This window comes from Cyanobium sp. LEGE 06113 (genome assembly GCF_015207615.1).
The window spans coordinates 63,156-83,922 of the sequence record NZ_JADEWM010000007.1; the positions used below are offsets into that span (position 1 = coordinate 63,156).

Below are 20,767 nucleotides of genomic sequence, written 5' to 3' on the forward strand. Positions count from 1 at the left end.
TTTCCAGCGCCTGATGTGCCAGAGAACATTCCGTGTGCCTGAGCTTTGAGGGCTTCGACGATCGATAAACTAGGGATTCATCCAGTTTCCTTGCTGTTCCTTGGTTTTCGCTGAGAGTGGCTCCGCTCCCCGGGGATGGCACTTCTGGATCGATCGCGGCGGCACCTTCACCGACGTCATCGGCCGCGACCACGAGGGTGTCTTGCACGTGCGCAAGATGCTCTCCTTGCAGAGTGGACCAATGGGGGACCCTGTGCTGGCCGCAATGGCTGACATGGCAGGCCCAGGCCCCATCGAGGACGTACGCCTGGGCACCACCGTGGCCACCAACGCCCTGCTCGAGCATGGCGCGGCGCCGGTGCTGCTGCTGGTGAACCAGGGTTTTGCAGACCTGCTCTCCATCGGCGATCAACACCGCCCCGACATCTTTTCGCTGGCCATCCAGCGCCCCAGACCTCTGGAGGTGCGGGTGGTGGAAGTGGCCGGGCGTCTCGGCGCCAGCGGCGAGGAGTTGCTGCCACTGCTCCTCGATGACGCTCTGGCCCAGGCGGTGCATCAGGCCCGCAGCGACGGTTTCAGCAGTTGTGCGGTGGCTCTGCTGCACAGCTGCCGCCAGCCGATCCACGAACTCCAGCTGGAGGCCTGGCTGCAGCCTTTCGGCTTTCAGGAGGTGGCGCTCTCGCATCGTCTGAGCGCCCTGCCGCGGTTGGTGCCCCGAGGCCACACCACTCTGGTGGAGGCGGCGGTGGCGCCCGTGCTGCGGGTTTACCTGGAGCAGCTGCAACAGTTGCTCGAGAACCACGCCTCAGCCCAAGCCAACACGCCGCGCCTGCGGGTGATGCGCTCCAGCGGCGCCCTGGCCGATCCCCGCACGCTGCTGGCCAAGGACACCATCCTCTCCGGTCCTGCCGGGGGCATGGTGGGGGCGGTGGCCGTGGCCCGCGAGGCGATGGCGGCGTCGGGCTCCCCCCTGGGACCCGTGGTGGGTTTCGACATGGGCGGCACCTCCACCGACGTGTTCCACTGGGATCCCTGCCGCGGCTCCCTGGCCTGGGAGCGCCAGAGCGAATCCGAGCTGGCCGGCCTGCGCCTCCAGGCGCCGATGCTGCCGATCCACACCGTGGCCGCTGGCGGCGGCTCGATCCTGAGCTTCGACGGCCAGAGCCTCAGCGTGGGCCCCTCCTCCGCAGGGGCCGACCCGGGGCCGGCGGCCTACGGCCGGGATGGTCCAGCCACCCTCACCGATGCCAACCTGCTGCTCGGACGGCTGCCCGCCGCAGCGCTACCGGCGGTGTTCGGCTCCAGCGGCGACCAGCCCCCAGACCTGCAGGCCGTGGCCAAGCGCTTCCAGCAGCTGGCCGCGGCCATGCAGCTGGTGTCGCCCGGCATCACGCCGGAGCAGGTGGCCGCCGGTGCCTTGCTCATCGCCCTGGAAACCATGGCCGCAGCCGTGCGGCGCCTGTCGATCGAGCGGGGCCACGACCTCCGCCAAGCTCTGCTGGTGAGCTTCGGCGGCGCGGGCGGCCAGCACGCCTGCCGGCTGGCCGAGGGCCTCGGCATCGAGCGGGTGCTGTTCCATCCCCTGGCTGGCGTGCTCTCGGCCTATGGCATCGGCCATGCCGAGCAGCGCAGCCTGCTGGAGTGCCCCATGGCGCTGCCGCTGCTGCCGGCCAGCCTGGAGCAGCTGCAGCGCCGGGCCGAGGGCCTGCGCCACGAGGCCGCCCTGGCCCTGGAGCAGGCCGGTGACCTGGCCAGCGCCGAGGGGCCGCTGCGTTGCTGGTTTTCCCTTGAGGTGCGACCACCTGGTCGCGATCAGGGCCTGCTGCTGGCCTGGACGCCTGGTGACAGCGCTGAGTCGCTGGCGGCAGCCTTCAGCGAGGAACATCGCCAGCGCTTTGGTTACTCCCCTGGGCTGCCGATGGCGGAGCTGGTGGTGCAGCGGCTGCTGGTGGAGGTGGCTCCGCCGGAGCCGGCCGGGGGGCCAGCAGCACCCCCAGGCCGGAATCCGGAACCAGACCAGATCCCAGCAGCAGGCCAGGCAGCCCCGGATGGCCCTGCGGCCGAACCTGACCCTGGTGCTCACGCCAGCAGGGGCCAGCTTCCCGGGCAACCCCGTGCCACGACGAAACTGTGGCTCGACGAGGTCCAGGGCTGGCAGCCGGTGCCCCTCTGGCGCCGCGCTGAGCTGCGGCCCGGTCAGCGCCTGGAGGGGCCAGCAGTGCTCCTTGATCCCACCAGCACATCGGTGCTGGAAGCAGGCTGGTCTGGAGAGGTGCTCAGCAACGGGGCGCTGCTGCTGCAGGCCCCAGCTGCTGGCCAGGCTCCTTCTCTGCCCCAAGCCGCTGCGTCCGCCCCAGCGCTGCCAACACGGGCAGACCCCACCCTGCTGGAGCTGTACCACCACCGCTTCGTGGCCATCGCCGAGCAGATGGGCACACGCCTGCAGCAGAGCGCCCGCTCCCTCAACATCCGCGAGCGGCTCGACTTCTCCTGCGCCGTCTTCGATGCGGCCGGCCGGCTGGTGGCCACGGCCCCCCATATTCCGGTGCATCTCGGCTCCATGGGCGAGAGCGTGGCCAGCCTGCTGGCGGCCGTGGCCCGCGGCGAGCGCCCTCGCCTGGAGCCGGGGGACGTGGTGCTCGCCAACGACCCCTATCAAGGCGGCACCCACCTGCCGGACATCACGGCGATCACCCCTGTGTTCGCCCCCGGCGGCGACCCGCTGACGCCCAGCTGTTTCGTGGCCTGCCGGGGCCACCACGCCGACGTGGGCGGCATCACCCCCGGCTCGATGCCAGCCTTCAGCCGCACGATCGAGCAGGAGGGGCTCAGGCTCGACAACCTGCTGTTTCTGCACCGCGGTGAGATCGACATCACGGCCTGGCGCCGGCGCTTTGATCAGGGGCCCCATCCGGTGCGCCAGCCCGACCAGCTGCTCGCCGACCTGCAGGCCCAGGTGGCCGCCAACCGCCTGGGGGTGGAGGAGCTCACGGGCCTGATCCGGGCCAAGGGCCTGGCCGAGGTGCGGGCCTACATGGCCCATGGCCAGGCCCATGCCGCCGAGGCCGTGCGCCGGGTGATCGATCGCCTCAAGGATGGCTCGGCTTGCGTGGAACTCGATGACGGCAGCCGCATCGTGGTGGCCGTGCGCCTTGATCGGCAGCGGCGCTTGGCCCTGCTGGATTTCCGGGGCACCTCCCCCCAGCACCCCGGCAACCTGAACGCTCCGCTGGCGATCACCCGAGCCGTGGCGCTCTACGTGTTCCGCTGCCTGGTGGGCGAGCCGATTCCGCTCAACGCCGGCTGTTTCGAACCCCTGGAACTGCTGGTGCCGCCAGGCTGCCTGCTCAATCCCGCCCCGCCGGCGGCCGTGGTGGCCGGCAATGTGGAAACCTCCCAGGCCCTGGCCAATGCCCTGTTCGCGGCCCTGGGCGTGCAGGCCGCGGCCCAGGGCACGATGAACAACCTCAGCTTCGGCACCGCCAGATCCAGTACTACGAGACGATCTGCGGCGGCACCGGCGGCGGCAGGGACCTGCAGGGCCAGGGATTTGCCGGCGCCAGCGCCGTGCAGAGCCACATGACCAACTCCCGCCTCACGGACCCCGAGGTGATGGAGGAGCGTCTGCCGATCCGGATCGAGCGCTTTGCGATCCGGCGCGGCAGCGGTGGCCACGGCCGTTGGCCCGGCGGCGACGGGGTGGTGCGGGAGCTGCGCTTCCTGGCCCCGATGACGGTGTCGCTGCTCTCGGGCGCGCGGCGGGTGGCGCCGGCGGGGCTGGCCGGCGGGCAGCCGGGCCGGGTGGGCTGCAACCGCCTGGAGCGGGAGGACGGCACAGTGGTGATGCTTGCCGGGATCTGCGAAGTGGCGGTGGAGCCCGGTGATCGACTGGTGATCGAAACACCTGGAGGTGGGGGCTATGGCGCACCGGACTGATCGCGGCCGCCAGGGCTGGCTGAGCGGCTTGCTGGGAGCGGCGCTGCTGGCCGTGGCGCCCGTGGCAGCAGCGCTGCTGGCGGCCGTTCCCCTTGCGGCTGGAGCCCAGGGTGGCGCCTCGGTGGCACCGTCCAATGTGCTGCAGGAGCGGGGCCAGCGCTTCCAGCCGGTGTGGTCAGCCCGGGGCATGGTGGCCGCCCAGGAGCCCATCGCCGGGGCGGTTGGCGTGCGGGTGCTGCGCCAGGGGGGCAATGCCGTGGATGCGGCCGTGGCCGTGGCCTTCGCTCTGGCGGTGACCGAACCCCAGGCGGGCAACCTTGGCGGCGGCGGTTTTCTGGTGCTGTGGCTGCCGGGTCCATCGCCGGCTGAGGGGCGCGGCTGCCTGGATGGCCGCAGCGCCCCTGGGTCCACCCCTGGGCCTGGCGGCGAGCCGGGAGTGGAGCTGCGCATCGGCGGCGGCACGGCCGTGGCCGTGAACTTCCGGGAAAAGGCCCCCCAGGCCGCCGGCCCCGACCTGTTTCTGCGCCCCGACGGCAGCGTGGACCGCCAGCGCGCCACGGCCAGCCTGCTCAGCACCGGCGTGCCGGGGTCGGTGGCGGGCCTGGCGCTGGCCCAACGCTGCTACGGCCACCTGCCCCTGGAGCAGGTGATGGCCCCCGCCATCGCCCTGGCCGAGGGGGGCTTCGTGGTGAGTCGTGCCCTGGCTGAGGACCTGAGCCGCAGTGCCGCCCGGCTGCAGGCCGATCCCACCGCCAGCCGCCTCTTTCTGCCGGCGGCCCGCGCCGGCGCCCGGCTGCGCCAGCCCGAGCTGGCCACCAGCCTGCGGCGCATCGCCGCCGAGGGGGAGCTGGGCTTCTACGCCGGCCCCACTGCTGAAGCCCTCACCGCCTTGATGCGCCAGGGCGGCGGCCTGATCACGGCGGCCGATCTGGCCGCCTACCGGGCCGTGCTGGTGCGCCCTCTGGTGGGCCGCTACCGCGGTCACACCGTGCTGGTGCCGCCGCCCCCCAGCAGCGCCGTGACGATCCTGCAGTTGCTGGCGATCCTGGAGCCCATGGACCTGGCTGGCCTGGGTCATCACAGTGCCGCCAGCCTGCACCGGATGGCGGAGGCGATGCACCTGGCCTACCGCGACCGCAACGCCCTGCTGGGCGATCCCGACCAGGTGGCCATGCCACTGGAGCGGCTGCTGGATCCGGCCTATGTGGAGGCCCAGCGCCAGGCCCTGGATCTGGAGCGCCATCGCCCGGCGGCGGCGGTGCAGCAGGGCCCGCCTCCCCTGCCGGAGAGCGAGGACACCCTGCACTTTTCCGTGGCCGATCGCCAGGGAGGCCTGGTGGCCCTCACCACCACCTTGAACTTCCCCTTCGGCAACGGCATCGCCGTGCCAGGCGCCGGCTTCCTGCTCAACAACGAGATGGACGACTTCACGGCGCGGATCGGCAGCCCCAATGCCTTCGGCCTGGTGCAGGGCGCCGCCAACACGATCGCCCCCGGCCGCCGGCCCCTCAGCTCGATGAGCCCCACCCTGGTGTTCCGGCCCGATGGCAGTCCCTGGCTGGCCACGGGCAGCCCCGGCGGCAGCCGCATCCTCACCACCGTGCTGCAGGTGCTGCTCAACCGCATCGACCACGGCCTCAACCTGGCCGGGGCCGTTGCCGCCCCTCGCATCCATGCCCAGCTGCTGCCCGATCGCCTCTCCCACGAGGAGGGCTTCAGCCCCGACACCCTGAGGCTGCTGGAGGCCCGCGGCCACAGCCTGCGGCGCAGCCGCGCCATGGGTTCCGCCAACAGTGTGGAAATCACGGCGGAGGGCAGCCTCGGCGCGGTGGATCCGCGCCGCTCCGAGGCCAAGGCCCTGCCGGAGTGAGGCCAGAGCCGAGTGCAGATGGGGGATTGCCCACACGGCTGTCGCAATCCATCACAACCGCAGCGACGCTGCCGATCGAGCCAGCAGGCTGGAACTGTTCGGTGGTGCCAGCCCCATGTTTGAGCTGTTGCCCCCCCTCAACGACCACAACCTCCCCTGGATCGACACGATTCACCCGATCGTGGTGCACTTCGTGATCGCCATGGGCCTGGTGATGTTCGTGTTCGATCTGATCGGCGTGGTGGCCCGCAAGCCGGCCCTGTTTGAGGTCAGTTTCTGGAACCTGCTGTTCGCCACCGCGGCGATCTTCGTGGCGATCATCTTCGGCCAGGTGGAGGCCGGGCTGGCCAACCCCTACGGCCAGTCCCGCGACATCCTCAGCCTGCACAGCACCATCGGCTGGTCGTTGGCGGCCGTGCTGTCGCTGCTCTCCGGCTGGCGTTACGTGATCCGGGGCCGGGACCCCGAACGCCTGCCCCTGGCCTTCCTGGCCGCCGGCGCCCTGCTCAGCGCCTTGATCGTGGTGCAGGTGGGGCTGGGCAACCAGCTCGTGTGGATCTACGGCCTGCACACGGTGCCCGTGGTGGAAGCGGTGCGTGGAGGCCTGGTCTGATGGCCCTCGGCCCCAACGATCTTCCCTACGCCCTGCCGATCCACCCCAACCTGGTGCACTTCACGATCGGCCTGTTCGTGATCGCGATCGCCTTCGACGTCGCCGGCGCCCTGTTTCCCCTGGAGAAGCGGCTGTTCCGCTTTCTGGCCCTGCCGGTGACCCGCTCCGGCTTTCACGCCGTGGGCTGGTACAACCTGCTCGCCTGCGCTCTGGTGAGTTTCTTCACGGTGGCTGCGGGCCTCTACGAGATGCTGCTGGCCCAGCCGATCGAGGGGGTCACCAGCAGCCTGGGCCTGGGGGCCTCCGCCACCCTGCTCTGGCATGGCGTGGGCGGGGTGCTGATCCTGCTGCTGATCGTGGCGATGACGCTCTGGCGCGGCTTCCAGCGCTTCCGCTGGCGGCGCGACCTGGGCCGCCAGGTGCAGTGGAGCTACCTGCTCTCCGGCCTGGTGCTGTTCGGGGTGATCGGTCTGCACGGCACCCTCGGCGCCGAGCTGGCGGCTGAGTTCGGCGTGCACGTCACCGCCGACCAGCTGCTGGCCAGGGGCTTCGATCTGCGCGAGGCCCTGCCATGACCAGCAGCAGCCGTCTGATGCCTCTCGGCCTGGGCCTCGGCGCCGCCGTGCTCCTGGACGGCTGGCTCAGCCTGGGCATGGCCCGGCTCTCGCACCGCTGGCTGCCGGTGCAGGCCTCGGCCGCGGCCCCCCATGTGGACAACCTCTTCGCCCTGGAGACGGGCATCGGCAGTTTCATCTTCTTCGGCTGCCTCGGCGTGATCGGCTGGACGCTCCTGTTCAACCGGGCGCCGAAGTACGACATGGAGGACGGCGCACCGATCGAAGGCAACCTCAAGCTGGAGGTGGTGTGGACCGTGATCCCCCTGCTGGTGGTGATGGCGATCAGCTGGCACGCGATCGGCGTCAACCGCACCCTGGCCACCCTGGGTGGCAAGCTCCGCCTTCCCACCGCCGCTGCACCGGTGCTGGAGGCCGGCCCCCTCACGGCCCAGGCCGCTGGCCTGGCCGCCAGCGATCCGGCCGCGGCCCCCGAGCCGATCACCGTGCTGGCGCGCCAGTGGTCGTGGGAGTTCATCTACCCCAACGGCGTGCGCAGCACCGAGCTGCATCTGCCGGTGGATGAACGGGCCCACTTCCGGTTGCAGTCGCTGGATGTGATCCATGGGTTCTACGTGCCGGCGTTTCGCCTCAAGCAGGACCTCATCCCCGGCAGCGTGATCGACTACAGCCTCATCCCCACCCGCCCCGGCCGCTACCGGCTGCGCGATTCGATGTTCAGCGGTGCCTATTTCGCTGCCAACCAGACCGACGTGGTGGTGGAAACGCCGCAGCGCTTCCAGGCCTGGCTGGAGGCAGCCAGCCGCGAGCCCCTGCGCCCCGGCGCCAACCCTGCCGTGGAGCTCTACAAGCAGCGCCAGGCCCGCGGCGACCGCGGCTGGGCCACCGTGCCACCGGCTCCAGCGCCGCAGGTGAACGTGAGCGCCGACCCCTCCGCCCCCCACGACGCCTGAGATGACCTCCACCTCCCCCTTTGATCCCCGGGTGCTGAAGGCCTCCCATCCGGTACCCGGCGCTCCGGACAACTGGCGGCGCTTCTTCAGCTTCAACACCGATGCCAAGGTGATCGGCATTCAGTACATCGCCGTGGCCCTGCTCTTCCTGCTGGTGGGCGGTGTGCTGGCCATGATCATGCGCGGTGAGCTGATCACTCCGCCGGCCGATCTGGTGGATCCCACCGTGTACAACGGCCTCTACACCATGCATGGAACAGTGATGCTGTTCCTGTTTCTGTTCCCGATCCTCAACGGTTTCAACAACCTGTTGATTCCGGTGATGATCGGCGCGCCGGACATGGCCTTTCCCCGGCTCAATGCCCTGGCCTTCTGGATGTTCCCGGTGTTCGGGGTGATCCTGATGGCCAGCTTCCTGGTGCCCGGTGGTCCGTCCAGTTCGGGCTGGTGGGCCTACCCGCCCCTGAGTCTGCAGAACCCCCTGGGGCTGTTCCTCAACGGCCAGTTTCTGTGGATTCTGGCGGTGGCCCTCTCCGGCATCTCCTCGATCCTGGGGGCGGTGAACTTCGTGACCACCATCATCCGCATGCGGGCGCCTGGGATGGGCTGGTTTCGGATGCCGATCTTCTGCTGGACCGCCGCCGCCGCCCAGATCATCCAGCTGATCGGCCTGCCGGTGCTCACCGGCGGCGCCGTGATGCTGCTGTTCGACCTCAGCTTCGGCACCAGCTTCTACCGCCCTGAAGGCGGTGGCGACCCGATGCTCTATCAGCACTTCTTCTGGTTCTATTCCCATCCGGCCGTCTATGTGATGGCCCTGCCGGTGTTCGGCATCTTTTCGGAGATCCTGCCGGTGTACGCCCGCAAGCCCCTGTTCGGCTATCCGGTTGTGGCCGTGGCCTCGTTCGCGATCACTGGCCTCAGCCTGATCGTGTGGGTACACCACATGTTCTACAGCGGTACGCCGCAGTGGATGCGCAATGTGTTCATGGTCACCACCATGCTGATCGCAGTGCCCACCGGCATCAAGGTGTTTGCCTGGATCGGCACCCTCTGGCGCGGCCGCATCCGGCTCAGCACGCCGATGCTGTTCTGCCTGGGCGGCATCGTGAACTTCATCTTCGCCGGTATCACCGGCGTGATGCTGGCCACCGTGCCGGTGGACATCCACGTGGGCAACACCTATTTCGTGGTGGGCCATTTTCACTACGTGATCTTCTCCACCCTCACCTTCGGCGTGTTTGCCGCCATCTACCACTGGTTCCCCAAATTCACGGGCCGGATGATGGTGGAGAGCCTCGGCAAGCTGCACTTCGTGCTCACCTTCGTGGGCAGCACCCTCAACTTCCTGCCGATGCACTGGGCCGGCCTGATGGGCATGCCACGCCGGGTGGCCTCCTACGACCCCGAATTCGCCCTGGCCAATGTGCTGGCCAGCCTCGGCGCCTTCCTGCTGGGGGTGGCCACGATCCCCTTCCTGCTCAACGTGGTGAGCTCCTGGGCCCGGGGCGCCAAGGCGCCGCCCAACCCCTGGCAGGCGATCGGTCTGGAGTGGCTGCTGCCCTCACCACCGCCCGTGGAGAACTTCGAAGACCACGTGCCCACCGTGATCAGCGGTCCCTACGGCTACGGCCTGAACCGACCGCTCGTGGAAGACCAGCAGCGCTACGTGGACTGGGCCGAGGCCGCCGGCCGGATCGAGCCATGACGGACTTCTCCTCCCAGACCACGGCCGCCGCCGCCAGCCATGGCCACGGCCACGCCAACCACACGCTCACGGGCTTCGTGATCTTCCTGCTCTCGGAGAGCGTGATCTTCCTGGCCTTCTTTGCCGGCTATGCGGTGCTCAAGGCCTCCTCGCCGCTGTGGCTGCCGCCGGGGGTGACGGGCCTGGAGGTGCGTGAACCGCTGGCCTACACCGCGGTGCTGGTGAGCAGCAGCGGTGTGGCCTGGCTGGCCGAACGCGCCCTGCACCGCCGCCGTCTCTGGAGCTTCCGCGCCTGGTGGCTGCTCACCATGCTGATGGGCAGCGTGTTCATCTATGGCCAGGTGATGGAGTGGCTGCGGCTGCCCTTCGGCCTCGGTGATGGGGTGTTCGGGGCGGGGTTCTATCTGCTCACGGGCTTCCATGGCCTGCATGTGATCAGCGGCATCCTGTTGATGGGCCTGATGCTGGCCCGCTCCTTTCGGCCCGGCAATTACGACGACGGCGAGGTGGGCGTGGTGGCCGTGTCGCTGTTCTGGCACTTCGTGGATGTGATCTGGATCGTGCTGTTCCTGCTCCTCTACGTGTGGCAGGTCTGACGCGGTGGCTGAGTTGGGACCCGGAGCCATGATCATTGACGACCGCGATTACGACGTTCTGATCGTCGGCGCCGGCGCAGCCGGTGGCACCCTCGCCGCTGAGCTGGTGCGGGCCGGCTGCTCAGTGCTGTTGCTGGAGCGCGGCATCTCCCTGCCGCTCGCCGATCAGAACGTGGCTGATGTGGATCTGTTCCGCCGCCGCCGCTACCACCCCTCGGGCAGCTGGTTTGGCCCCGATGGGGATCCCTTTCTGCCGCAGATGCTCTATGCCCCCGGCGGCAACTCCAAGATCTGGGGCGGTGTGCTTGAGCGCATGCGCGAAGCGGAGTTCAGCGGCCTGGCCCTGCAGGAGGGCCGCAGCCCCGACTGGGGCCTCCGCTATGGCGATCTGGCCCCCTGGTACGACCGCGCTGAGCAGCTCTACCGGGTGCATGGCCGTGCCGGCATCGATCCCACGGAGCCAACCCGCAGCACGGCCTACCCCCATCCGCCGCGGCGCTTCGAGCCGTTGATGGAGGCGATTGAGGCTGGCCTGCAGCGGCGGGGCCTCCATCCCTATCCCCTGCCCCTGAGCTGGTCGAGCGATCCGGATGACCCCACCGGCGATGCTGAGCTGTTCGGCGTGTGGCCCGCCTGTGAGGAAGGGCCGGGATCCTGTGTGCTGCGCACGGGCGCTGAGGTGCGGCGCCTGCACGTGAACCCCGCAGGCACTGAAGTGAAGGGGGTGGAGGCGGAGATCGGCTCCCAGCGCTGGCTGTTCCGGGCCCACCAGGTGGTGCTCTCTGCCGGCGCCGTGAACTCCGCCGCCATCCTGCTGCGCTCCGCCAGCGACGGCCATCCCGAGGGCCTGGCCAACGGCTCCGGCCAGGTGGGCCGCAACCTGATGAAGCCCCAGCTCACCGCCATGCTGCAGCTGGCCAGCGAACCCAACTCGGGTCGCTATGCCCGCAGCCTCGGCATCAGCGACTACTACTGGGGCGACCGCAATGTGAGCTTCCCGCTCGGCTCGATCCAGAGCGGTGGGGGTGTGCTGCAGGATCCGCTGTTCGCCGAATCGCCGCCCATCCTGTCGCTGATCACCCGGTTGCTGCCCGATCGCGCCGTGGAATGGCTGGCCGATCGCTCCGTGAGCTGGTGGGCGATGAGCGGCGTGCTGCCCGAGCCCGAGAACCGCGTCACCCTGCGCGGGGAGAGCATCCAGATCAACTACCTGCCCAACAACCGTGAGGCCCACGACCGGCTCGTCTACCGCTGGCTGGACACCATCCAGAAGCTGGAGGCCGACCCCCTCACCCAGGTGGTGCGCGCCGCCCCGATCTACCCCCGTGGCGAGGCGCCGCTGGCGGTGATGGGCTATGCCAGCGGCACCTGCCGCATGGGCTCAGATCCGGCCCAGGCCGTGGTGGACCTGGAGGGTCGCTGCCATGGCCTGGCCAACCTGAGCGTGGCCGATGCCAGCGTGTTTCCCAGCTGTCCGGCGGTGGGGCCGGGCCTCACTGTGATCGCCCTGGCCCTGCGCTGGGCGAACGCCTGCGCCGGGAACTCAGCCCAGGCTGAGCAGGAACACCAGCAGAAACGCCGACAGCAGCCCCAGGCCGAGGCGTGCCAGCAGCAGCAGGCCGCCGTGGAAGCGATCCTGCGGGGCCACCTGGCGGCCCTGCATCACCTTCAGGTTCATTGCCGCCAGCACGGGTGTGGTGAGGAAGGACACCAGCATGGCCAGCTGCACCAGGGTGCCCATGGAGCCGGGCCAGAGGCCCACCACGGCAGCCGCCAGCAGCGCGTGTAGGCCGATCCAGAGCTGCTGATCGCGGCGATCGTGCACCTGGCGGCCCCGGTGGCCGCGCAGCAGCCGCAGGCCGGCTGAGGCCGAGCGGGGGTAGCCATCCAGGCAGGTGAGGCTGGTGCTCAGCATCGTGATGAAGGCCGCAGCAGCGATCAGGGGGTAGGCCCAGCTCCCCAGGCTGGCGGTGTAGAGCTGCACCAGCTGCTGGGCAAAGGCGGCTCCGGCCTGCGAGAACTCCCGGCCCGTGCCGTGCATCACCCAGGCGCCCAGCAGCAGGAACAGCACGGCCATCACGGTGGTGAGGGCGTAGCCGAGGTTGAAGTCGGCCTCCACGGCCGCACGGCTGCTGCGGACGCCGGTGTCGTCCTCCCGCGCGAAGATCCACAGCGATGACCAGGCCGCCAGATCCAGCGGACAGGGCATCCAGCCGATCAGGGCCACCAGAAAGGGCAGGGACGTGAGGCTCCAGGGGCTGGGGCTCAACAGGCTGGCCCCACTGCCCAGGCGCCCCCGCAGCAGCACGGCGCCCGTGGCCAGCAGCGTGAACAGCACCAGTAGCAGCACGATCACCTTGCTGAACCGATCGAGGCTGCGGTAGTGACCCAGCAGCAGCAGGGCCAGCCCCAGGCCCAGCAGGGCCAGGGAGAGCAGCACCGGGCTGAAGGGCAGGAAGCTGGTGGCCAGGCTGCCGGCCACCGCCGTCACGGCGGCGATGTTGGCCACGCCGGTGGCGAGGGTGATCAGCAGAAACAGGGGCAGATACCAGGGGCGCTGGCGCTGGTAGCCCTCCAGCAGGCTGAGGCCGGTGACCGCCGTGAAGCGTGTGCCCACCAGCAGAAAGGGATATTTCACCAGGTTGGCCAGCAGCACCAGGGCCAGCAGCCCCAGGCCATAGCGGGCACCGGCCTGGGTGGAGGCCACCAGATGGGAGCCGCCGATGGCGGCACCGGCCAGCAGCACCCCCGGCCCCAGGGCCTGGCGCAGGCTGGTGAAGCTGAGCGGCTGGTCTGTGGCGGGGGCTCTGACCGCAGGCGTGGGGTCCATCAGGACCTCAGGCGATGGCAGCGAAGCTCTCCTGGAAGGCGGTGAGGGTGGCGTCCACGTCGGCGTCGCTGTGGGCCAGGGAGGTGAAGCCGGCCTCGAAGGCGCTTGGGGCGAGATACACGCCGCGCTCGAGCATGGCCCGGTGCAGCTTGCCGAAGCGGGCCGCATCGGCGGCCTTGGCCTCCTCGAAGTTGCGCACCGGCCCAGCGCAGAGGAAGAAGCCGAACATGGCGCTGATCGAGCCGCCGCAGATCGGCAGGCCCGCCGCTTTGCCGGCCTCGAGAATGCCCTTGATCAGGCGCTGGGTGGTGGCTTCCAGCCGCTCGTAGCTGCCCGGCTGGCGCAGCAAGTCGAGGGTCTTGATGCCGGCGGTCATCGCCAGGGGGTTGCCGCTGAGGGTGCCCGCCTGATACATCGGCCCGGCCGGCGCCACCATCGCCATGATGTCGGCCCTGCCGCCGTAGGCCCCCACCGGCAGGCCACCGCCGATCACCTTGCCCATGGTGGTGAGGTCGGGGGTCACCCCGAAGCGGGCCTGGGCGCCGCCGTAGCTGATGCGGAAGCCGGTCATCACCTCGTCAAACACCAGCAGGGCGCCGTTCTCCTTGGTGAGCTCGCGGATGCCCTCCAGGAAGCCCGGCACCGGCGGGATGAAGCCGGCATTGCCCACCACCGGTTCGAGGATCACGCCGGAGATTTCGCCGGGGTTTTCGGCGAACAGCTGCTTCACGGCCTCCAGGTCGTTGTAGGGGGCGGTGAGGGTGCTGGCGGTGGTGGCCCGGGGCACCCCCGGTGAATCCGGCAGGCCGAGGGTGGCCACGCCGGAGCCGGCCTTGACCAGAAACATGTCGGCGTGGCCGTGGTAGCAGCCCTCGAACTTGATCACCTTCTCGCGGCCGGTGAAGGCACGCATCAGGCGCAGCACGGACATGCAGGCCTCGGTGCCGCTGTTCACGAAGCGCACCATCTCCACGGAGGGCACGGCCTCGATCACCCGCTGGGCCAGCTCGTTCTCCAGTTCACAGGGGGCGCCGAAGCTGGTGCCGTTGTCGAGGGCGCTGTGCAGGGCGGCGATCACTTCGGGGTGGGCGTGGCCGCAGATGGCCGGCCCCCAGCTGCCGATGTAGTCGATGAAGCGGTTGCCATCCACGTCCCAGGCGTAGGCGCCCTTGACCCGGTCGTACACGATCGGATTGCCCCCCACGGAACGGAATGCCCGTACCGGCGAACTCACACCACCGGGCATCAGGGCCTGGGCGGCAGTGAAGATCTCCTGGGAGCGGGCGGTGTTCAGGGCGGGGGCCGATACGGGAGCCGAGGTCAAAGCGGATTCCGCGGGGGGTGAAGGGTGTCGGAGGCCGGGGAGCAACCGCCGGGGAGAGCCCGGTGCAGTGCGCCGTAACGGTGGAGCATTACGGAACGACCGCTTCCCATCCTGGCCCAAGACCCGGCAGAACGGTTTGTGGGTAGCTTCGGGTCACGTTCAACCGGCCCTGGAAGCCTTCCGGCCCTGTGAATCTTCCGGCACTGTGAGCTCCGGCACCCTGAGATCCGGCTCGGCCAGCTCTGCCGCCGGGCGCATCGACTGGCCCGCCCTGGAGCGCGATCTGCTTCGGCTGCTGCCTGCTCGTGCCGTGGTGGCGGCGGCCCAGGAGCTGCTCGCCTATGACTCCGACGGCCTCACCCTGAACCGTCACCAGCCGCCCCTGGTGGTGCTGCCCGAGACCACCCAGCAGGTGTCGGATGTGCTGGCGCTCTGCCACCGCGAGGGGGTGCCCTTCGTGGCCCGGGGCAGTGGCACCGGCCTCTCCGGTGGGGCCGTGGCCGAAACCGAGGCCCTCGTGGTGGCCACCAGCCGCATGCGCAAGCTGATCGAGCTCGACCTCGCCAACCGGCGGGTGGTGGTGCAGCCCGGCGTGATCAACAGCTGGGTGACCCGGGCGGTGTCCGGAGATGGCTTCTATTACGCCCCCGATCCCTCCAGCCAGGTGGCCTGCAGCATCGGCGGCAACGTGGCCGAGAACTCTGGCGGCGTGCACTGCCTCAAGTACGGCGTCACCAGCAACCACGTGCTGGCCCTGGAGGTGGTGCTGCCGGATGGCACAGTGACTACCCTGGGTGGTCAGCTCGATGAGATGGCCGAGATCGATCTGCGCGGCGCCTTCATCGGCAGCGAGGGCACCCTCGGCATCGCCACCGCCATCACCCTGCGGCTGCTGCAGGCACCCCAGAGCGTTGCCGTGCTGCTGGCTGATTTCACCTCCATGGAGGCCGCCGGTGAAGCCGTGCGCCAGGTGACGGCGGCCGGGGTGATGCCGGCGGGGATGGAAATGATGGACCGCCTCACGATCGAGGCGGTGGACGACTACTTCGGCCACGACGAATACCCTCGCGACGCCGCCGCCGTGCTGCTGATCGAGCTGGATGGCCAGCAGCGGGAGGTGGCCGCCGCCGCTGAGCTGGCCACCGCCCTCTGCCGCCAGGCGGGGGCCAGGCGGGTGCGCGAAGCCTGGGATCCCGAGGAGCGGGCCCTGCTCTGGAAGGGCCGCAAGTCGGCGATCTCGGCCCTGGGCCGACGCTTCCCCAGCTACTACCTCCAGGATGGGGTGGTGCCCCGCAGCGCCCTGCCCCGGGTGCTGGCGGCGATCGAGGGCCTCGGCGAGCGCTTTGATCTGCCGGTGGCCAATGTGTTCCACGCCGGCGATGGCAATCTCCACCCCCTGATCCTCTATCGGGCCGGTGAGCCGGGCATCGCTGAGCGGGTGCAGGAGCTGGGGGCGGAGATCCTGCGGCTCTGTGTGGAGGCGGGCGGCAGCATCACCGGTGAGCACGGTGTGGGCAGCGACAAGCGCTGCTACCTCAGCTGGATGTTCAGCCCAGACGACCTGGCCACGATGCAGCTGGTGCGCCGCTGCTTCGATCCCCTGGGCGGGGCCAACCCCGGCAAGATCTTTCCCACCCCGCGCACCTGCGCGGAATCAGCCCGTCGGGTGCAGGTGCTGAAGCAGGAAGGGGTCAGCTTGCCCGAGGAGGCTGTGGTGTTCTGATCCGCTGGGCTTTCCCAACGGATTGTTCTTGCTCATGGATACTCCTTGCGGAACGCTTCGATGGCCTCGCTGAGTTTCTCTGAGGAGGCGCCGCTCACCATGAAGAGCTTGAACCTCTCATCCCTGCTGAGATAGTCGGCATAGGAGGACCGCAGGTAGGGCTTGTAGGTGTCGTTCCCCTGCAGATGCACCTCGAAGAAGGGCAAGGCCATGCCTTGCATGTAGCCGCCGATCAGGCCCTGGCTGGGCAGGGTCAGATCCGTCATGGATTGGATGGCGTCCTTGATGCCCGGGTCAATCTTGGTGAAGTTCACATGGGCCTGTCCCTGCACGATCAACCAGTACTTGTCGGGGGCCGTGAGCCAGGTGAACGAGGCGGCCTGCTCCAGGGCCGGGGGCGTGGCGGGGTCATAGCTCCCTGAGGCCATCACCACCGGCACCTTGAGCTGGCCGATGCCCTCCTTGCCGAAGATGCTTCGATTCACCGGGTTGGCGGCGAACACCGCTGCGGTGCGCCCGTCCTGGAGGCCGGTGAGCTCCTGGGCCGGCAGCTTCAGGGCCTGGCATTGCAGCAGCAGGGAGACATTCAGGGCCGCATAGGGACGTTCGCAGTCTTGCTTCAGGTAGGCGAGATCAACCTGGGCGCCACCCAGGGCCAGCGCGGTGTAGCCGCCGAAGGAATGGCCAGCCACGCCGACTCTTTCGAGATCGAGTCTGCCGTTGAACTGGTCTGCATTACGGCGCTCCAGCTCATCGATGACGAAGCTGACATCCTTGGGCCGGTTGGCAAAGTCGTTGACGTCAAAGATGTCCTGGTGCAGGCCCCGCAGCATCTCCTGCAGCCAGATCGCATCACTGCCGGGGTGTTGGGGGGCGGCAATCAGATAGCCATGGGAGGCAATCTGCTGCATGACCTCAGCGAAATCTTCCGGACGGGAGGCCAGGCCATGGGACAACACGATCACGGGAATCGTTGTTGATCCCTTGATCTTCGGTGTGTAGACATTCACGTAGAATGAACGGTCCCGCGTGGCATCCGTCAGGGTCCAGACGTCCTTGCTCACCGTGTACGGACCCGGTTGGCGCGGATTCGCCAGGGTGGCGTAGTCCTCCACGGGCTGAGCCTCGGCTTCAGCAGCCGTGAGGCTGCTCATCACCGTGTTCAGGCGCTCGGTGGCAGCGATCACGCGCTCCGTGGCCTTTTCAGCTCCCAGCACCTTTTCGCCATGGATCTGGATGTTGGTGGGGAGTTGGTCGAGCACCGACAGCAAGCTGAGCCCCTCTTCGGAGAAGGCTGCATTCACCAAGGCGGCCCGCAGCACCAGTTTCCCGTTCTCACCGCGCAGCACCGTGATCGCTTTGCCGAGGCGCTCGAGAATGTCTTCTCCGATTCCCGTGTTGAAGAATCGCGAAACGATCAGGGGGTCAACGTTGGCCTTCGTGGTGAGGGCTTTGCGCAGCAGGGGGTACTGCTCGGGCTTCACCGCCGCCAGGAAAAAACCGAGATCCTCTTCAACTGTTCCATCCTTGGCAAAGGCCTCCAGTGAGCTCAGCTTCAGCGAACGGATCAGCGGCCCATAGGAGAAGGAGAGCGTTTCTTCCGCCCTGGCGGGTTGGCTGAGCAGCCCTGAACCGGCGACCGCGAGCAGAGCCAGGCCAACCAGCTGTCCCTTCAAGATCCTGCTGCAACGCTTCATCCCCCTGGAGATGACCTGACGCCGTGCCATGAAGGATGAAAAAGAGGTGGGCGAAGGCTACTGAACTCACCCTTCCCCGTCTTCGTCGTCCTCCTCCTCGGGTGGCCAGGCCAGGTTCACCACCACCGGTGCGTGGTCGCTGGGTTGCTCGTTGCCCCGGGTGTGCTTGTGGATCTGACAGCCGGTGGCACAGGCTACCAGCTCTTGGCAGAGATAGATGTGATCGATCCGCCAGCCCCGGTCCCGGTCCCAGGCGCCGCTGCGGTAGTCCCACCAGCTCCAGTGGCCGCTCTCCGCCTCGAACAGGCGGAAGGCATCGCTGAACCTGTTGTCCAGCGCTGTGGCCAGGGCCTGGCGCTCGGCCTCGCTGGCCATGATTCCCCCCGTGAGCCGCTGGGGATCATGCAGGTCGCGGGCTTCGGGGCCGATGTTGAAGTCGCCCACCATGCAGAGGGGGTCGCCCTGCTGTGCCTGGATGCTGAGGTACTGCCCCAGACAGTCCAGCCACTCAAGCTTGTACTGGTACTTGTCGCTGCTGAGGGCGCTGCCGTTGGGCACGTACAGGTTGAGCACCCTGAGTCCATCCACCAGGGCACTGATCACCCGCTTCTGCTCGCCGAGCCGCTCGGCCTGCACCTGCCCTGGCAGCAGGGCCGCAAAGCCGATCTGCACGTCCTCAAGCGGTAGCCGGCTGAGGATGGCCACGCCGTTGTAGGCCTTCTGGCCGCTGATGGCACTGCCGTAGCCCAGCTCACCGAGGCTTGGTGGGGGAAGAGCTCATCGGCCACCTTGGTCTCCTGCAGGCAGAGCACCTCGGGGCGCTCCTGCTGCAGCCAGGCCTGGATCTGCTCCAGGCGGGTCCGCACCGAGTTCACGTTCCAGGTGGCGATGCGCATCGGCGGGTTCGGCTCAGCAGCGGCTCCAACCCCATTAGCATCCAGAGGTCGGCTTCGCGAGCGTTCCCCATGGCCCTGACGGCTCTGAATCGCCCGGCGTCCCTGGTTCTCGGGCTGGCTGTCGCCGCAGCTCTGGCGGGGGCTTCCGCCGGACTGGTGGCCTCACCCTCCCGGGCTCAGCAGGCTGGCTACGGCCAGACCCTCGGCGGCCCGCTGGGCACCAACGACGAGGACTTCGGCACCGGCGCCCCCCGTAGCAGCGGCGGCAACATCCTCGATGCCACCAACCCCATGGACCTGATGAACCGGTTGCGGCGGGCCACCGCACTGGATGACGCCACGTCTCCCGGGGATGCCGTGGACGCCGCGCTGCAGGACTTCAATTCCCAGCCGGCGTCTCCTGGCTCCCAGCTGCCCCCTCCCTGACCTCCGGTCGCGGCTCGGCCGGTCCCTTGCCCCGGATCGATTCCAGGCCCCAGGCAGCGGCCACTCTGTCCAGCCGGGAATCATCGCCCTTGCCGCCCTGCTGACGGGCCTTGGCAAAGGTCTCGTGGGCGGCCTTCGTGTCGCCGCGCTCCTGCTGAATCAGGGCCACGGCCAGCAGGGGCCGTGGGTCGTCCGGGAAGGCCGCGGAGAGCTTGATCAACGCCGCTTCGGCCTGGCCGGCCTGGCCGCTGCGTTGCAGCACGTTGGCCAGCAGCAGGCCGATCGGCACGGCGCTGGGCTTGGCTGTGGGCGTGCTGGCCCGCTTCAGGGCCGCTTCCAGCTGGCTGCTGGCCTGAGCGGCACGTCCGGTTTCCAGCTGGATCAGGGCCATCAACTGGAGGGCCTCCACCTGGTCGGGGCGTTGGTTCAGCACCTGACGCAGTTCCCGCTCGGCTCCAGCCCGGTCGTTCTGGTCGCGGCGCAGTTCAGCCAACAGCAGCCGCAGGGACCAGCGCTGGGGCTGCTGGTCGGCCAGCCGCTCCACCAGGGGTGTGGCCTCAGCCCGGCGGTCGAGGGCCACCAGCAACTCCAGCAGGCGTTGCTGCTCGGCATCGTTGGCCTGGCCACTGTCGAAGCGGCGCCGCAGCTGGGCGGCCTCGCGCTGCAGCCCCGGCCGCGATGCTGAGGAGACGGGGCCACTGCCGCCCCGCTGCTGCCCCAGCCACCAGCCCGCCGTCAGAGACGTGCCGGCGAGGGCCACGGCGGCAACGGCGAGCCAGGGACCCTGCCATCGGGGGGCTGGTGGCATGGCGCCGGACAACCGCTGCAGATGGTGCCCAGTCTGCCCTGGTTCTCCGCCCCGGGGCCCCGGCAGCACGGCTGGCCATGGCCTTTACATTGGTCGACATGCGCGACCACCCCATCCCACCGGTCACAGAACCGCTGCAGTACCGGGCCATCGGCGTGGTGCGCGGCACCTATGTGCCCACCGACCCCGAGCAGCTCACCCGCGGAGCGATCCACACGGCTGATGGCCAGGCGGTGGAGGCCGTGGTGCTCGGCCGTCTGCTCACCCTGATGCGTCGGCACCTCGATCTCTCCCAGCCCCATCTCTGGGTGGTGTACCCGCGCTCCCGGGAGGAGCAGGGTCTGCACCTGCAGATGGTGGGCATCTGGGAACCCAGCACCCTTGCTGAGCCGCCGGCCAGCGAGCCTGCGGTCCCTGAGCTTGCGGTCAGCGAGGCTTCAGTGGCCCCTGTGGCCAGCGACGATCTGCCCGAGGGCGATGACTACTTCTCGGTGCGGGGCGAGCTGATCTACACCCGCCCTGAAACGGGGGATCTGGTGGTCAAGGTGCGGCAGATGCCCCGCTCCGATGGCAGCAGGCCGATTCCGTTCAAGCTGCAGCTCAAGGGAGAAGTTCCCCTCGACCATCTGCGCCATTTCGTGTCGCTGGCCATGCGGCGCCATGGAGAACAGCTGCAGCTCGAGAGCTTTGAGGTGCTGGCACCGGTGGCGCAGCGGGGCAGCCGTGGTGGCAAGGGCCGCCGTGACGGCGGTGGCAAGCCCTCCCCCAAGCGCGGTGGCGGTCGCACGGCGGTGAGTCGCCCGGTGGGCTGA

13 protein-coding genes and 3 pseudogenes are annotated in these 20,767 nt (G+C 69.0%); 11 read left to right on the forward strand and 5 right to left on the reverse strand.

The window, feature by feature from the left end:
- The first annotated feature begins 100 nt into the window (after positions 1–100).
- The 8 genes and pseudogenes from IQ220_RS12070 (at position 101) to IQ220_RS12105 (ending at position 12,040) form a co-directional block, all read left to right on the forward strand.
- Positions 101–3,936: pseudogene (locus IQ220_RS12070) on the forward strand (hydantoinase B/oxoprolinase family protein).
- On the forward strand, positions 3,920–5,806 hold the full coding sequence (gene ggt, locus IQ220_RS12075; RefSeq protein WP_193915256.1) for a gamma-glutamyltransferase: 1,887 nt from the start codon (positions 3,920–3,922) through the stop codon (positions 5,804–5,806). The pseudogene IQ220_RS12070 and the gene ggt overlap by 17 nt, the downstream one beginning before the upstream one ends.
- A gap of 115 nt (positions 5,807–5,921) precedes the next feature.
- A complete protein-coding gene (locus IQ220_RS12080) occupies positions 5,922–6,419 on the forward strand; it encodes a DUF2231 domain-containing protein (protein WP_186699127.1) in 498 nt (165 codons plus the stop codon).
- On the forward strand, positions 6,419–6,994 hold the full coding sequence (locus IQ220_RS12085) for a DUF2231 domain-containing protein (RefSeq protein ID WP_193915258.1): 576 nt from the start codon (positions 6,419–6,421) through the stop codon (positions 6,992–6,994). The genes IQ220_RS12080 and IQ220_RS12085 overlap by 1 nt, the downstream gene beginning before the upstream one ends.
- The gene (locus tag IQ220_RS12090; RefSeq protein WP_193915260.1) at positions 6,991–7,947 is read left to right on the forward strand and encodes a cytochrome c oxidase subunit II; all 957 of its coding nucleotides are present in this window, start codon (positions 6,991–6,993) and stop codon (positions 7,945–7,947) included. Before IQ220_RS12085 ends, IQ220_RS12090 begins: the two co-directional genes overlap by 4 nt.
- A 1-nt stretch (position 7,948) precedes the next feature.
- Complete coding sequence (locus tag IQ220_RS12095) at positions 7,949–9,655, forward strand: cbb3-type cytochrome c oxidase subunit I (protein WP_193915262.1); 1,707 nt, start codon at positions 7,949–7,951, stop codon at positions 9,653–9,655.
- Positions 9,652–10,251 carry a heme-copper oxidase subunit III gene (locus IQ220_RS12100; protein WP_186699135.1) on the forward strand — a complete coding sequence of 200 codons (600 nt, stop codon included), beginning with the start codon at positions 9,652–9,654 and terminating at the stop codon, positions 10,249–10,251. The genes IQ220_RS12095 and IQ220_RS12100 overlap by 4 nt, the downstream gene beginning before the upstream one ends.
- Before the next feature lie 28 nt (positions 10,252–10,279).
- Positions 10,280–12,040 carry a GMC family oxidoreductase gene (locus IQ220_RS12105; protein WP_193915265.1) on the forward strand — a complete coding sequence of 587 codons (1,761 nt, stop codon included), beginning with the start codon at positions 10,280–10,282 and terminating at the stop codon, positions 12,038–12,040.
- Here IQ220_RS12105 and IQ220_RS15830 read toward each other — a convergent pair.
- Positions 11,987–13,081 (reverse strand): annotated as a pseudogene (locus IQ220_RS15830) (divalent metal cation transporter); the annotation flags it as partial. The gene IQ220_RS12105 and the pseudogene IQ220_RS15830 sit on opposite strands and share 54 nt — an antisense overlap.
- Positions 13,082–13,088: 7 nt before the next feature.
- Complete coding sequence (gene hemL / locus IQ220_RS12110; RefSeq protein ID WP_193915362.1) at positions 13,089–14,375, reverse strand: glutamate-1-semialdehyde 2,1-aminomutase; 1,287 nt, start codon at positions 14,373–14,375, stop codon at positions 13,089–13,091.
- A gap of 286 nt (positions 14,376–14,661) precedes the next feature.
- Here hemL and IQ220_RS12115 point away from each other — a divergent pair, with 286 nt between their 5' ends.
- The gene (locus tag IQ220_RS12115; RefSeq protein WP_193915364.1) at positions 14,662–16,128 is read left to right on the forward strand and encodes an FAD-linked oxidase C-terminal domain-containing protein; all 1,467 of its coding nucleotides are present in this window, start codon (positions 14,662–14,664) and stop codon (positions 16,126–16,128) included.
- 32 nt (positions 16,129–16,160) lie between these two features.
- Here IQ220_RS12115 and IQ220_RS12120 read toward each other — a convergent pair whose 3' ends face one another.
- On the reverse strand, positions 16,161–17,804 hold the full coding sequence (locus IQ220_RS12120) for an alpha/beta hydrolase (RefSeq protein WP_228009173.1): 1,644 nt from the start codon (positions 17,802–17,804) through the stop codon (positions 16,161–16,163).
- 87 nt (positions 17,805–17,891) lie between these two features.
- Positions 17,892–18,721: pseudogene (gene xth, locus IQ220_RS12125) on the reverse strand (exodeoxyribonuclease III).
- A gap of 69 nt (positions 18,722–18,790) precedes the next feature.
- On the opposite strand from xth, the gene IQ220_RS12130 reads away from it, so the two are divergent.
- A complete protein-coding gene (locus IQ220_RS12130) occupies positions 18,791–19,147 on the forward strand; it encodes a hypothetical protein (RefSeq protein WP_370561666.1) in 357 nt (118 codons plus the stop codon).
- On the opposite strand, the gene IQ220_RS12135 is transcribed toward IQ220_RS12130, so the two are convergent.
- Positions 19,101–19,955 (reverse strand): lipopolysaccharide assembly protein LapB, encoded by an 855-nt coding sequence (locus tag IQ220_RS12135; RefSeq protein WP_186699142.1) that lies wholly within the window; start codon positions 19,953–19,955, stop codon positions 19,101–19,103. The genes IQ220_RS12130 and IQ220_RS12135 overlap by 47 nt on opposite strands.
- A 98-nt stretch (positions 19,956–20,053) precedes the next feature.
- Between IQ220_RS12135 and IQ220_RS12140 the strand changes: the two genes are divergently transcribed.
- Positions 20,054–20,767, forward strand: coding sequence for a hypothetical protein (locus tag IQ220_RS12140; protein WP_186700237.1), 714 nt, complete (start codon positions 20,054–20,056; stop codon positions 20,765–20,767).

What these genes read in the sequence shown, in the direction of transcription:
- ggt (WP_193915256.1), top strand. Translation starts at nt 3,920, where the DNA reads ATGGCGCACCGGACTGATCGCGGCCGCCAGGGCTGGCTGAGCGGCTTG.
- IQ220_RS12080 (WP_186699127.1), top strand. Translation starts at nt 5,922, where the DNA reads ATGTTTGAGCTGTTGCCCCCCCTCAACGACCACAACCTCCCCTGGATC.
- IQ220_RS12085 (WP_193915258.1), top strand. Translation starts at nt 6,419, where the DNA reads ATGGCCCTCGGCCCCAACGATCTTCCCTACGCCCTGCCGATCCACCCC.
- IQ220_RS12090 (WP_193915260.1), top strand. Translation starts at nt 6,991, where the DNA reads ATGACCAGCAGCAGCCGTCTGATGCCTCTCGGCCTGGGCCTCGGCGCC.
- IQ220_RS12095 (WP_193915262.1), top strand. Translation starts at nt 7,949, where the DNA reads ATGACCTCCACCTCCCCCTTTGATCCCCGGGTGCTGAAGGCCTCCCAT.
- IQ220_RS12100 (WP_186699135.1), top strand. Translation starts at nt 9,652, where the DNA reads ATGACGGACTTCTCCTCCCAGACCACGGCCGCCGCCGCCAGCCATGGC.
- IQ220_RS12105 (WP_193915265.1), top strand. Translation starts at nt 10,280, where the DNA reads ATGATCATTGACGACCGCGATTACGACGTTCTGATCGTCGGCGCCGGC.
- IQ220_RS12130 (WP_370561666.1), top strand. Translation starts at nt 18,791, where the DNA reads ATGGCCCTGACGGCTCTGAATCGCCCGGCGTCCCTGGTTCTCGGGCTG.
- IQ220_RS12135 (WP_186699142.1), bottom strand. Translation starts at nt 19,955, where the DNA reads ATGCCACCAGCCCCCCGATGGCAGGGTCCCTGGCTCGCCGTTGCCGCC.
- IQ220_RS12140 (WP_186700237.1), top strand. Translation starts at nt 20,054, where the DNA reads ATGCGCGACCACCCCATCCCACCGGTCACAGAACCGCTGCAGTACCGG.